General features: G+C 59.6%; 9 protein-coding genes and 1 pseudogene. 6 read left to right on the top strand and 4 right to left on the bottom strand.

Going from position 1 to position 13,614, the window contains the following annotated elements:
- Positions 1-776 precede the first annotated feature (776 nt).
- A pseudogene (locus RFN30_RS28810) lies at positions 777-920 on the top strand (IS630 family transposase); the annotation flags it as partial.
- 11 nt (positions 921-931) lie between these two features.
- Here the strand turns inward: RFN30_RS28810 and RFN30_RS28805 are convergent.
- Positions 932-1,660 carry a Crp/Fnr family transcriptional regulator gene (locus RFN30_RS28805; RefSeq protein WP_320265452.1) on the bottom strand — a complete coding sequence of 243 codons (729 nt, stop codon included), beginning with the start codon at positions 1,658-1,660 and terminating at the stop codon, positions 932-934.
- A gap of 691 nt (positions 1,661-2,351) precedes the next feature.
- Between RFN30_RS28805 and RFN30_RS28800 the strand changes: the two genes are divergently transcribed.
- Together RFN30_RS28800 and RFN30_RS32535 are read left to right on the top strand one after the other, a co-directional pair.
- Positions 2,352-3,008: a class I SAM-dependent methyltransferase gene (locus RFN30_RS28800; RefSeq protein WP_320265451.1), complete on the top strand. Its 657-nt coding sequence runs from the start codon at positions 2,352-2,354 to the stop codon at positions 3,006-3,008.
- A gap of 389 nt (positions 3,009-3,397) precedes the next feature.
- Positions 3,398-3,661 (top strand): exopolysaccharide production repressor protein, encoded by a 264-nt coding sequence (locus RFN30_RS32535; protein ID WP_502572754.1) that lies wholly within the window; start codon positions 3,398-3,400, stop codon positions 3,659-3,661.
- A 259-nt stretch (positions 3,662-3,920) separates the two neighbouring features.
- On the opposite strand, the gene RFN30_RS28795 is transcribed toward RFN30_RS32535, so the two are convergent.
- Positions 3,921-4,781 carry a hypothetical protein gene (locus RFN30_RS28795; RefSeq protein ID WP_320265450.1) on the bottom strand — a complete coding sequence of 287 codons (861 nt, stop codon included), beginning with the start codon at positions 4,779-4,781 and terminating at the stop codon, positions 3,921-3,923.
- A 232-nt stretch (positions 4,782-5,013) separates the two neighbouring features.
- Between RFN30_RS28795 and RFN30_RS28790 the strand changes: the two genes are divergently transcribed.
- The gene (locus RFN30_RS28790) at positions 5,014-5,742 is read left to right on the top strand and encodes a glycosyltransferase family 25 protein (protein WP_320265449.1); all 729 of its coding nucleotides are present in this window, start codon (positions 5,014-5,016) and stop codon (positions 5,740-5,742) included.
- A gap of 60 nt (positions 5,743-5,802) precedes the next feature.
- Here the strand turns inward: RFN30_RS28790 and RFN30_RS28785 are convergent, their stop codons facing one another.
- Both RFN30_RS28785 and RFN30_RS28780 read right to left on the bottom strand, forming a co-directional pair.
- The gene (locus RFN30_RS28785; RefSeq protein ID WP_320265448.1) at positions 5,803-6,906 is read right to left on the bottom strand and encodes a tetratricopeptide repeat-containing glycosyltransferase; all 1,104 of its coding nucleotides are present in this window, start codon (positions 6,904-6,906) and stop codon (positions 5,803-5,805) included.
- A 90-nt stretch (positions 6,907-6,996) separates the two neighbouring features.
- The gene (locus RFN30_RS28780; protein WP_320265447.1) at positions 6,997-10,740 is read right to left on the bottom strand and encodes a glycosyltransferase; all 3,744 of its coding nucleotides are present in this window, start codon (positions 10,738-10,740) and stop codon (positions 6,997-6,999) included.
- A 1,087-nt stretch (positions 10,741-11,827) separates the two neighbouring features.
- Here RFN30_RS28780 and RFN30_RS28775 point away from each other — a divergent pair.
- The gene (locus tag RFN30_RS28775; RefSeq protein ID WP_320265446.1) at positions 11,828-12,142 is read left to right on the top strand and encodes a hypothetical protein; all 315 of its coding nucleotides are present in this window, start codon (positions 11,828-11,830) and stop codon (positions 12,140-12,142) included.
- 91 nt (positions 12,143-12,233) lie between these two features.
- The coding region (locus RFN30_RS28770; protein ID WP_320265445.1) for a DUF4347 domain-containing protein at positions 12,234-13,614 on the top strand (1,381 nt) is incomplete at its 3' end.

Below are 13,614 nucleotides of genomic sequence, written 5' to 3'. Positions count from 1 at the left end.
GATCCGGATTCTACGCCCTCAGAAATGCGCTGCCATGCGCCAGGCTTTTGAGCTGGCAGGCGTAGTCTTCGCCGCGGAAGGTCCCTATCTTCGGTGCCGTGAGCCGCGCGCTCCCGAAAAGGGAGCGCCGGCGACCGACAGCTCGCGTTGGAATAGGTAGGTGTCAGGCCATCTGCCGGCGCCCAAAGAGGAGCTGCCGTAGGCGAGACTATCACACGCGCATCCATGCGGAAGAGCAAGCCGCCGATCTTGGTTATCGCCTACCAACCGTCATCCAAAATGGAGCCGAACGCTGTGATGTGCTGGCCCTTCTTCAGCGACTTATGTCTTGTCGACGATCGCGTGTGGGAAACCGCAGGAGGGGATTGAGACGCTGGTGCGATCCTCTGTGATCCGACGGCGCATCGTCGAGGTGATTGCGACCTCATCGCTCACCCTGATGCGTTTCGCCATGCCATGAGTCTGGCGCTCCAAACGCCTTAGTCAAGCAACCTCTAAAATATGCCAATGACAGCGGAACCAAAACTCGAATCTCTCGTTAGAAGTGCCGGCCGGATTGCCCTGTGTCCCCCCTCAATTCCGGCTCCCAGTGCGTAAAGTGAAGCCCGCTGCAATGCCGCCGCAGCGGGCTTCAAACTGATCAGCGGGCAGGCGGCGCCGGAAAGTTATCTCGAAGACAGCTTGGCGCCGGCTTGGTTCAAGCCGAAGTTAATAGATCGATCGCTCCCCGTTCAGCATCGGGGTCTGCGATATCACGCAGAGATGGAAGGTAGCGGCGCCTGATCTTCATCGATGAGACCTGGATCAAGACCAACATGGCTCCGCTGTGCGGTGGGGGGCCGAGGAAGCGCCTGCGCGGCCTAGCTCCGCACGGTCATTGGCGCACGCTGACTTTCCTCGGCGCGCTGCGCTGGGATCGGTAGCTGCCTGATCAGTTCGAGATATAAGACCGATCGAACCCGGCTGTTTCGATGAGTCGGGCATGGTCATGCAACCTAACCACGCCATTGCGGAATGAAGCCAGGCCGGCCTCGCGCAATGACTTCAAGACGCGGCTGACATGCACCGCCGAAAGCCCTAACGCGTCGGCCAGCTCGGCTTGGGTCAGCGGGCAATGAACGCGGTCCGGATAACTCGTTGCCGACCGATGCGCACGGCAGGCCAGTTCGAGAAGAAGATGGGCCGTGCGCTCAACGGCGCCCCTTCGACTGACCCCTGCAAGATGTTCAGCAACCCTTGAATAGCGGCTTGCCTCAGCCCGCAAGATGGCCTCGCAAATGGGTTGCGGATAACGCGAAAAACAAGAATGGACAGGCCCGGGCAGCTCGATCGCCGCCACGTCCGACAGGGCTGTTACTGTCTCGCTCGATTCTCCTGCGAACTCGATCAAAGCAATTTCGTGGGGAAGCGCAAAGTCGACGATCAGGCGCGAGCCGTTGGGCAGCGTTTTGGCAAACGCTGCCCACCCGGAAGTAATGATCAGAATAACGGATCTGGTGTGGGGGTCGCCCGCGATCATCGTGTTGGCCGGATAGACACGGCGCGCGAATCCCTGCAGCGCTCTTTCCCAACTTACATCAGCAAACGAAGGTTCCCGCCCGAATCCAAGCGGCTGCTTTGATGACCTCATCTTGCCCAGATTTACCCAGCCCCATGTCAACCTGAAGCTGCAATATTAATTCAACTACGCAGAAAGTTCCATCTTTGCTTTCCGCGTTGCGCTTCTCGAACTCTACGAACCGCTGCGCGGCTAGTGCATCCCACGCCCTCCACCAGGGATGGATCAATCATTCGATCTCATCGACGGCGTTTGGGTGGCCGAACCACGCCACGCGTCCCAGCGGCCATGTGTTGCGTGAATCTCTCATCTCTTTGCTTGGAGCTTGCGGATCGCTCGCGATCGCTAGGTCGACCGGGCAGGGGACCTCTCAGTGTGAAATACCCCATTTCGTTGCTGACTCGATGGTGGTCACCTTCGCACGAGGTGAGCCGCGGCTCTGCCGCATCTCGGTCATCGGTCGGTTGTCTTCATCGCCCGATAATGCATTTGGAGGTGGGACTCAGCGTAGAGGTCGCGCTAGGTCGCCTACTTTATTAGCAATAGACTATATTCGGAGAAGAACCTACCACTGGCGTTTCTAGCGCTGGGTGGGAGTACCAATGCGCACGGTTCTGGCTCTGGCCGCACTTACAACCTGCTTCGCCCTCTGGGATCGATTTGCGAACGACGGCACCTACAGCGCCGCCCTGCAACGATACATCTTTGGCTTAGCGCTCTCTGGGTGATCAGTCTGATCGGCGCAGTGGCCACTGGGGCCGCAGCAGGCGCCAGGCAGACGAGGAGACTTACCATGACTGAGGCTGACGCGGAGCACGAAGCAATCGCCGATACGTGGCGCAATGTTGGTGCCTCTGACTATGAGTACTTTGAACGATACGAGAAGCCTGAGTTTCTAGCTTTGTTTTGGGCGCCGGAAAGCCGCTTTCGCAAAGCTTTTGAGCAATATTTGGATTTGGATGACGTGCTTGACATAGCCAGTGGTGCCGGCCGCCATTCGGCGCAGATCGTGGGCCGCTGCAGGCGGCTGACGTTAATCGACACTTCAGTGGACGCCACCGCATTAGCTAGGAGACGCTTTGCAAGCGCTTCGCATGTGACCGTAACCCTTTCGACGGACGGCAAGAGTCTACCTTTTGAAAAGGGGCGTTTTTCCTCAGTCTTCAGCTACGACTCGATGGTTCATTTCGAACCGCTGACCGTGGCGTCGTACATTATGGAAGTCGCCTCGGTCTTGAAGCCGAGGGGGCGAGCTATCCTTCATCATTCGAACTACTCGGAAAACCCGACCGGAACGTTCAAGGAAAATCCCGATTGGCGGAACTTTATGCCAAAGGGATTTGTCGAGCATGTTTGCGCACGTGCCGGGCTGACCATCATCGAACAGCAGGCGTTCCCATGGAATGGGGATAGCAAAACTGACGCCCTCACTGTCATGGAGAAGGACTAAAACGCAGCGGCAGTGCGACTTGGTCAGAATGGCAGCGTCTTGCTTGCTGATGGCAGGCGTGGGCGTCTACGTGCTGTTTCGAGCCACCGCCGCAGGTCGGCACTGCGACTGCGTCTCATCCTTTAGGTGCAAGTCCGGGCTGGAACATTATCCATACATGTTTGTTCGCTGCGTTGACCAGTCGAGTGGAGATCCATCATGGATCGGCCATTGGGTGTCCGCCTCAGGGCGCCAAGCCGCATGACCAGCTTCATGACCGCCCCCTTTTGCAGAACTTGACGCACACAACCGTGCTTCATCGAAGTTGGTATGGGTGGCGATACTTGCTCGATTGCTAAAATAATGAAATTTTGCCTTGAGTGCGCGACGATGGAAGCGGGATTGGGGAGATGTATTTTCCTCAGTTTCTGGTCGGAATGCTGATGGCGTCGAGCGTTGTCGGAACTTGGGTCTATGCGGCCACAGGATCCGTTTGGACGAGTGTTGCCTGGACCCTGCTCGCCGCGGTTCTGTTGCAGGGAGGCTACCTCGGGATTGTGTTCAGGCTTGTATATCGACAGCGACACTCCGAGCAGAAGGCGGAGCCGACTAATCCGGACACCACTAAACAGCAGACCATTCCGCACCAGCCAAGACATAACGACCGTCGCTAACCCAGTGCCAACCTAGGTTTGCTTGACCCGCTTAATTGGTAGGGCCCGTACGATAATTCGCAAATCCGCCATGCGTCAGCGGAAAGGGATGCGTCGGATTGGGCTGCAACAAGCCCTAGGATTGGGTTCCGCTTGTCTGAGCCGCTGTCAAAGGTGGGTTTCGGCCCATAACACAAATCGCTGTTCGACATCGCCGGTCACCTCAGATCAGCCGGCCTGTTTGCGCTCACAGAATTTCCGCCACATTTGCCTGCATTGACTAACGTCGCTGCCGGGAAACATGCAGCAATTCCTGCAGTCGGACCGGCAGGTGCGGCGAGGCATGCAATTCGGCACAGCTCCTTTTCCATCGTCGGAGATATTCAGCGATTGGAACCCCGCTGCGGCCAGGCCAGCGGTTAAGCGCGCCCAGCGCCTCGACAGACTCGGGCGCGCGGTCGTACTCGGCGAGCAGGATCACGGATATTGCCTGAGCGAAAGGATTGAGCCCGGGTATTTCGATCTCGTCGCGGTGATCGGCGAACCAGGCCGCAGCGTCGCGGGTAAGCCCCTGCCGGTCGGCGAGCGCGCCATAGCCTCTGACTACATCCTCGCTATAATTGCCAATAGAATCACCGAAAGCATTGTCGCCGGCAAAAGGCGGGTTCTCCTTCCAGCCTTTCGCCAGCCGCCTGAGGCCGCGCAGCGAGAACGCTTCGACCATCGCTTCTTCGAGCCACTGGCAGGGCGGCGCCGGCTTGGCATCCGGCTGCCAGCTGTTCGCGACGACGTGGCCGAGCTCGTGCCCGAACTGGTAGGCGAGCTTCGACCAGTCCCGTTCGCCGATGTCGACAATGATCCACGCCATACTGCTGCCGTCCGGATGCAGCCAGATCGCCGGCTGGCCGGAGGTGTGCTCGTCGACCCGCAGCCGCACAGGTTGGCGATCAGAGAGTAGCCGGACGCCGTCCAGGCAGGCGTGCCGCATGCGTTCGACAACTTGTTCTGCCGCGTGCGGAAGCATGTTGCCCCAATTGCCCGCGAGCTCGATGGGAGCGGAGAGGAGCGTCGCGGAGGGAGCAGTTGGTGGTAGCGGCATCGCTGCGTAGTCAGGATCCAGGGCGAACGAATGTTTTGCCATTGCGGTAGCCGATCCTGCCGCAACGATGATGCCAACTGCCAACTCTCGGCGCGTCATAGCCCCTCCAATTGCCGGACGCAAATCCTCCAAGCTTCGAATGCCGGGTCGAGGGCGTCTCGCCAGCCATCACCGAACCGGCTAGACTTGAAGTGCGCTCAAGTGGAGGCGGTTGCAAGCTGGTCCGCTCGATGGAAAGTGGAATGACCGTCGACGAAAAAGGGCTAAAAACGTGATGGCGGAGATTTATGTAATCAACCTCGATCGAAGTGTCGGGCGGCTAGATAAATTTCGCAAGTTAAATTCGCACCTGCCGGAAGTCCGGAGGTTCTCCGGATTTGACGGAAAATCCATCGACCGCGACAAGCTGATAGAGCATGGGGTCATCAGGTCAGATTTGGAGTACGCGCCCGGGAGTCTGGGCTGCGCCATTTCGCACGTGACGCTTTGGAGAGAGGCTGTCGGACGGCACAAGGTGATAACCGTTGCCGAAGATGATGCGATCTTCTCTCGGGAGTTCGAACGACACACGAACTCGCTCCTGTCGAATATTCGAGGTGACTGGGACTTTATCCTGTGGAGCGCAAGCTTACGATGCTATGCTTGGCTAGACGGCCTTCCTGGCGGGACCGGTGCCAGGGTGGAGTTCTTTCCTGGTGAAGTCATGACGCATATTGCTGACTTCCAGGAGGCGGAAATCGAACCTGCTCTGCTTCGAGCGCACTATCTGCTTGGCACGGTTTGTTATTCCGTCTCGCCACGTGGCGCGCGTGCGCTGTTGGACTGGTGCCTTCCGATACGGCCGATGATCGTCGATTTTGCCGGCTTTGGCCTAAGGCTGAACAATACAGGTATCGATTGCATCATGGCCGGCGTGATGCCGTCGCTGAAAGCCTACGCGTGCTTGCCACCGCTTGTCATAAGTGACGAAAGGCCAGAAGCATCGGTGCGGATCAATACCTGAGCGAGAGGCGGGCTTTGACCTGCAGTTGACCAGTCTCTCCCGTCGGACAACTCGTTGCCTTCACCGTGCACCCTCTTCGCCGAGCGGTGCTGCTCGATCCTCTTGCCGGCGCCGAATGAAGAAGTCGAGATTGTTCCTGAGACGCTCATTGCCCGGATCAAACTCGAGCGCCATCTGCCCCCACTTCACAGCACGGTCCATCGCATTCAGGTGCCATGAGGCGATGGCACCCAAATCGAACAGCCGAAATCCCCAGCAGTTCTGGTCGTCGAGATAGCTTCCGGTGCGGCGGGTCCTTTCGATTCCGTTGGTGCACGCCCAGAACAGATTCAACCAGTCGGCCCTGCCGTGGAGTTCCTCTGCCAGGTCGGCCCAGATTTCGCGCCGATGCGGCGCTTCCATTCGCGCTTTGTCCAACCAAACCAGTCTCTGGTCAGGCAGCATACGCGCAATGTAACGCATCGCTTCGGCTCGTTCTTCGCCCCAGGTGCTTGTCGGCAGGGCAAGATAGTGCTGAAGCAACTGGACGGCCCGCCCTGGCTGATTCGCCCACATCAGGTCCCGCCCGAGCCAGAAACATATCTGTGCGTCGTCGGGATCTTCCTGGTAGGCGACCTCCATGAGCGGCAGGTAGCTGCTCCTGGTTGGCTTGGCCAGATCCTGCACCTCGAACATGACAAGGTCTTCACTGGTTGCGGCCACCTCCCGTTCCCCGGTGAAGACGAGGGCCTCATGGACGGGCCGCTTGAAGCGATACCCCCAGCGATGGTGAAAATTCTTGGTAGGCCATTGCCGCAACGGTGTTGGGTCGTCGACGCTCGATCTGTAGATCGTCTGACAATAGAGGGCCGTCGTCTCGGGTCTCCAGGCGGCCTCCAGCTTGGGACGCCAGCCGGGCTCGAGGAACCGATCCATGTCCATCGTGCAGCATACGTCGACGTCGGCGGGGATGAGTGCCATGGCGGCATTCCGGGCGTCATCGAAGCGCCACGGGCGGACCGCGATCCGGTGCACGGTGACGCCGGCATTGATCAGCCGGGACACCGTTTCGTCGGTGCTGCCGGTGTCGGCAACTATCCGATAGTCGGCGCCGACAGCCGAATTTGCCCACCTCTCGACGTGTGCGGCTTCGTTCAGCGCGATGGTGTAGACCGCGACTTTCAAGGAAAGGATCCGCGATTGGACGCAATCATGAGCGACGTCTCGCTATACGGGTCGGGCCCGCCCGAACCCGTCCGTAACGCCCCGTGACGCTCATCGAACAAAGCCGACGCCTCCGCGCTTGCGGATCGCCACCAGGCCGCCGAGCAATTTTGCCCGGCTAAGCTCGAAGTGGCTGTCGAAGAACCGGATTTCGGCGAACTGATCGGCGAGGTCACTGATACCCAACGGGTCAAGTGATCGCGCCGCGCCGTGCTGTTGGATTTCTCGCAGCAGATTCTTGGTGAGCGTGATTTCGCCGGCATTTTCGCCTGGTGGCTGCCAGTCGAGATCTTCGATAAAATACCATCCGCCCGCCGCAAGCAACGGAAAGAATTCGCGCAACGTCAGCTGCTCGTCGAAGGAGGCGTGGCTGCCGTCGTCGATGATCACGTCAAGTGAGCCCGGTTCTAGTTTCGCCGCGACGGAGCGCAGATCCTCCAGCTTGGATTGATCGCAAACGAAAGATTTAAACCTGTCATTGTTGAGCTGAGAAAAATCGGTCAGGTCGACACCGATCACCTGGGCGTAAGGAAAATAGGACTGCCAGAGCGATACAGAGGGCGTCTCGGACTGGCTGCCTTCAGCAGTGATGCGACAGAGCCCGATCTCCATCAGCCCGCGCATGGAGAGTCTTCTGCTCGATAGCAGTCGGTCGTACACGCGCGCGTACGCGTGCCGGTTGCCTGTATGTCGGTTTTTGTCGGTGTTGAAGCGGTCAGCAAGATTGGTGAGTGTGGGAAAGCTGCGCTGCGGCTCGATAAGCAAAGAGATGAGCGGCGCTCCGTCGCCGCTGGAGCGGGCCTCGTTGCGTGCCGTCCACAGATGTGTTCCCAGGACGCGCTCATCATTCAAATAGACGGCCAAATCCGACAGCGGCTTCTCGAACTCGCCTATCTCGGTCCAGTCGATCGAGTTAAAGAACATCGGTCCGAACACCCATTCACGCAGCTCGGCGCCTTGATCCGAAGCGATGTAGTCGGAGAGGAGTTTCGGGCCGATCTCGCCGAACCCCTTCCCGCTCTCACCGTAGAACCGCTCTATGGACATCTCGTAGAGCGCTCTCAAATGGTGGCTGTAGGCTTCGGCATAGATCACGTTGCCGCAGACGAAGTGGCCTTGATGCCCGCCGCGCCATTGCAGATTGAAAAAATATTCGCCGCGGAACGGAAACGACCGCAGCATGACTACGTCGCAATCCATCCACAGCCCGCCATGTTCGTAAAGAACGGCGTAGCGAAAGGCGTCGCTGAAATACCGGATCTCGGAGCCTGCGACCATCTGCTCGAACAAGCTTCGCGGCATCACGTCATCCGCGGCGCGTACCTCGATGCCGAGCGGCAGGAGGAATTCAAGCTTGCTCGGCGAGTAGCTCCAGACCTTCACCGGATGGCCTGCCGCGCGCATCGACGTGGTGGCGGCAACCAAGGTCCGATGCTTCGCATCCTCGGAAAGCACCTCGTAAAAGCAGTGGATCTGAGGCAGTGCGGCATCTCCCCAGCTTAGGAACGGCGCGATCCGGCTATCGAAGGTTCGCGATTGAGCGCAACGCTCATGCGGGGAATCCGCCAAGCGAAGGAATGGGGCTAGCTCGAGCAGAACCTCCTCTGTACCTTTCGCATTGCTGGAGAGGACAACCCTGCTCGGGTCGCCGGATCCGGGCCGGGCATGGGCGGCGAGCTCTTTCCGCTGAGCCTCCGCAATTTGTAGGTTCGCGCCCTCCAGCGACTTCATGGACGGTGACCTCCAAAAACGCTCGCTCGAAGACAAATGGTCTGTGGCCTGCAGCAGTGAGCTTACCTCCGACGCATCGACGACGGCGATCCACGGTTGGCTACCGGCGACGCTATACGAAATCAGCAGGCGCTCTTCTTTTGGGTGCCAGGCTAGGCCGGCGGCGCACTCACCCTCCTTCTCGTTGAAGAAGAACGGCCGGCTGATCTTTGCCAAGCAGCCGGTTTCGTCCAACCAAACGAAGCGGTGCTGACAGTAGTGCTGGGCCCCGTCGAGCCTTGCGCGCATCTCGTGGACAAGTGCCAGCCACCCGCCCTCGAATGGAATGGCCTGCGTGCCTCCCTTGAGCTGGTCGGCAGCGACGGAAGCCGGCTTTTCCGAAATCGTCTGTCCTCGATCGCCGACGATGCGAATGGGATCACCCACAGAAAAGAACTGCAGCCGCTCCTGGTCGGTATCGATGCCAGCCGGCTTGACCAGGGGCATCCAATTGCTGTCGTTGACGTTCGCACCGATCGGGCGGATTAGACGCCAGTCAGTCATCTGATATGGCGCAGTTTCGTCAACGTCGATGCGCGCAATGACCAGTTCGGACCAGCCGTCTGCCGCCGACGTGCACACGTGCGCGCTGCTCCACAGTTGCTCCTCCCAGGCAAACAGGCGCATGGCCTCAAGCCCCCCAGCCCGATCGTAAGCAGATCGCGGCAAGTCGGCCGGCTGTGAAATTTCATTGGCCGACGCGATGTCGAATTGATTGTCGATGTGCAGCAAAAAATTGCGTGTATGGTCCGCCGCTCGATCCGGCACTTGAGTCCGGAGATTCTCTTCGGCCCCCATCAAGCTGACGGCCCCTTGCAACAGCACGATCTTGTCGCCCCATCGAGCCACGGACGGGTTTGAGAGCCGATAGCCGTCGGGGGGCGTGAACCCGACCGGGTACGCAGTGAACGATGGCATCATCGTTTTGGCGGACTGAACGTAGAAAAACAGGTTGGAGCGTGCCAGATCGCGGGGACCATCCGCGATGCTAGGGCTCAGCGCCAGCCTGTTGCACGCTGCGAAACCGCGGTCCTTGCGCAAAGGGTCACGCGCGTAGTTTGCCGCGATCGCGTATTCCTCGCAAAGGCCCGTCGTATAGATGAAATCCTCGAGAAATAGGATGTCCTGCTCTGGTTTCCCGATCGCCAGCCCTGCTTCCGAAAACAACACGCTTGCGTCATTCATCCCCTTCTCGCGATAGAACTGTGCGAGGTCGTAGAGCGGCTCGGCGCGTTGGGGGCGCTGATTGAAGGCAGCAAGCGCCTGGCGAACGAAGCCTGCCTCGTCCCCAAGCTTTTTTAAGCAGCGCGCCTCCTGCAGGCGGGCGTTCCATGCCTCCTCGTTCCAGCCGCCCATCGCCGCGCGTTTGGCGTACGCTACCGCCGCCTCGGCCGTGCGTCCGGCGTCGCGGTAGGACTGCGCCAGGTAAAACCAGTACCGATGGTTCTCCGGATCCTTTTCCAACGCTTCCAGTAAGAGTTTTATGTCGCGCTCGAACTTGTCGATGCGGTTCGATCCGCTGGCATGGTCCTTGTACCAAACGCTCCGCAGTTCCTTCACGTCGCCGGGAACATCAATATATTCATGCGTCACGCCACGGTAGCGGGCGCCGGTATCGCGCCTGACAATACGGGTATTCCAATAGGCGAGGTCGGACCCGGACCGCTGGAGCAGCCGATAGCCAGGACAGTCGAGCTGCGCTCGAAAGCCCGTGTCCTCGACGACCAACTCCATGTCGGCGTCGTCAAAAAGCAGATAATCATAGGCGAGCGACGAAGCATATGCATGATCGAGCGCGGCGTTGCGGGCCTGCTCGAAATTTGAGAAGGGGAACTCATGCAACTCGCCGGGCAGGTTGCGAGCGGCGAAGAAAGCTCTGATGTAATCCTGTGTGCCATCGGTCGACCCGGTGTCGCCGATGACCCAGCAATCGATGTGGTCGACAACCGCCTCCAGACAGCGCTGCAGGTTCGCCATCTCGTTCTTGACGATCATGTTCAGGCAAAGTCGCTTGCCCGGTGTCATCTGTAAATTGCCATCTCTCGCTGTGACGTAGCGTCACGTTCAAGCAATGCCATTCACTTCGTGCCGCGGATGAGTTCGCGGGGCCGTCCCGAAGCTCCTATTGTTTCCTGGCGTTCAAATCAGTCCAATCATCTGTCCCGCCACCGGAGCAACCAAGGTCCTCAGACGATCTCCTCCCACTTGACCGCCATTTGCCAAGCAACGTCAAGATCGACGAAGCGGTAGCTGGAGTTGACCCAGTCGCCACGCCGCAATGGACAGCGGCGCTCGTGCTCGATCACGTTTCTGAGATCGACACAAATTGAAGGCCGGGTGTTAAGTCGCGGACTTCAAAAATGTTTTCCAGGGTTTCGGTCCTGTAATATATGTCGACCTACTACTTTAGAGGTAGCTAAGTTTAGTCGCCGCCATAGTTTACAAATCGCTAACTTTCAAATTTACTAATGTGCTGCTGTTGAGGGAGGACCCACAGGTCGTGGGTCGCTGGCATTCTAAAGTCGTAGGGAATCGAGCCAGGGGGTTCCGGAGTAGCAAGGCCAAAGTCGCGGACGACTAAGCACGTGCGTTTAGTGAGCGCGCGGCCGCGTAAGCGTTTGTCTTTTTTGTTCGGGTCGATCGGGTTTTCCACTCCGGAGCTCTCTCGCGAGTTTTCGCCGAGATAGCGGCGTCAGGCCCGACGGGAGTGGATCGTGGATGGAGTGGTATCGCGTGCCTATCCTGGGGAGTTTGAAGCCCGACGCTTCGACAATCTCCAAAAGTATCCGCAACTGAGCGCCACAAGCGGTGCCGATCTATGCACCGGTGGGCAGTTTATTGCTGCAACGCGCGACGGGCCGCTCCCTTGTCCGCGTCCAAACCAAATCCGTGCCGGGCTATTCAAATCGCGGGTCGCCGGCGACCGGCGCCATCTGTTTGTCCGCGGATCGGACCCCGGAGTCGCCCGGAGCAAAGGCTGTACCGCATCAGACCTTCGCGGGCGAGCTCTCGTGAGGTTGCGGCTAGGCCCGTCGGGCGGGGCGCACTGTGGTGATTGAAATGTCAAGCAGAAGAAGCCGCGGCACAGCCGCCGGTAATCGGGGAGTGCATGATGAGCTACTTAAATGTGTCTGCTGCAATGGATGTCACCGTTAGGGGCGTCTTGCCCATCGGCGACGCGACCGAGAATATAACCTATTTCATTCTGGACGCCGCAAAGAACGCGATCGTCGGCCAGGTCATTCTTCCCGCCGCCGTCAAGCGAAGCCACGCAGTCGCCATAACCGTCAAGGTTCCAAGCACTACCGGCTCTCTCGCGATCGGGACATTTGACGATGGCGGGAATTTCCAAGCCTCCGGGTTCCTCCGCGTGGAGACCCCTGCCGTTGGCCGCCCAAGCGGCGCAATCGGACCATCAGGAAGATGACCGCCGGCCAAACGCCATTGCCGCACGCTCGCCGACTAAGCCGGTGGGTGGCTTCCCCTTGAATTGAATTGGAAGCGAACAGGAGCCAGTCATGGCCCGTGCCTCTGAAATTCTCTTTGTGGATCCTTCGATCTCCGACCTCGAGACTGTTCTGAGCAACGTGCGACCGGAGGTCCAGGCCATCCTGCTCGATGGCCGTCAAGCGCCAACGGCGCAGATGGCTGCGGCGCTTAGAGGGCACGAAGGCCTGGACGCGGTACACATCATCGCGCATGGCGCGCCGGGTCGGGTCTGCTTCACTGCAGGAGAGTGGTCGGCCGGCACGTTGAAACGGGCGGCGGAGGAATTCGCCGCAATCGGCAGGGCGCTAGCTGCGGACGGCGAACTGCGGCTCTGGAGCTGCAAGACGGCGCTAGGAAAGGCAGGCAATGCCTTCGTCGACGCTTTGGAAGAGGCCGTCGGCGTGGATGTTTGCGCGTCCAGTTCGCTTGTTGGCGCAGCAGCTCTGAGCGGTGCGTGGGAACTACACGCACGTGCGGGCGCGTCCGCGCCTCGGCCGCCGCTGACCCCAGTTGGCGTAGCAAGTTACACCGGAGTCCTGGTAGCGGGTAATCTAACGCTTACTGGTACGATTACTGGTCCTGGCAACAGCAGTAATGTCAACACGTACTATCTGGTGGATACAACTGTCAATCCTGATACGGTGGTCGGCAGCTTCCAGCTCCCATCTGCAACCAACGGTCTGGTATTTGCATTTGCTGCGACGATAACAGTTCCGGACACTACTCACAATTATACCATTTACAATCAAAATTTTGGCGTAATGGGTACACTTACGCCTGGTGCAGGTAATACTTATATTTTCACGTCCGGCGCGGCTAATCCCACCAATAACAATAACTTCGATGGCGGTAGTTTCGCCGTTACGAGTCAAATAGGCCCGACGGGCCCGGCTGGTGCGACCGGCCCCACGGGTGCGACCGGCGCCACGGGCGCGGGTGCAACTGGCGCGACAGGCGCGACCGGAGCAACAGGCGCGACGGGCGCGACCGGCGCGGGCGCCACAGGCGCGACTGGTGCAACAGGCGCGACCGGAGCAACAGGAGCAACCGGCGCTACAGGCGCAACCGGCGCTACGGGTGCGACTGGCGCTACCGGAGCTACAGGTGCCACCGGCGCCACAGGTGCGACTGGCGCGACCGGAGCCACTGGTGCGACCGGCGCTACGGGTGCGACTGGTGATACCGGAGCGACTGGCTCGACAGGAGCGACCGGCGCTACGGGTGCCACAGGCGCTACCGGCTCGACAGGTGCGACTGGCGCGACCGGAGCCACCGGCGCGACCGGAGCCACTGGCGCGACCGGCGCTACGGGTGCCACAGGTGATACCGGCTCGACAGGCGCGACCGGCGCTACGGGTGCCACAGGCGCTACCGGCTCGACAGGTGCGACTGGCGCGACCGGAGCCACCG

The sequence above is a fragment of the Mesorhizobium dulcispinae genome (assembly GCF_033977345.1).
GTDB lineage: Bacteria > Pseudomonadota > Alphaproteobacteria > Rhizobiales > Rhizobiaceae > Mesorhizobium > Mesorhizobium dulcispinae.
This window is presented reverse-complemented; position numbering and strand designations above follow the sequence as displayed.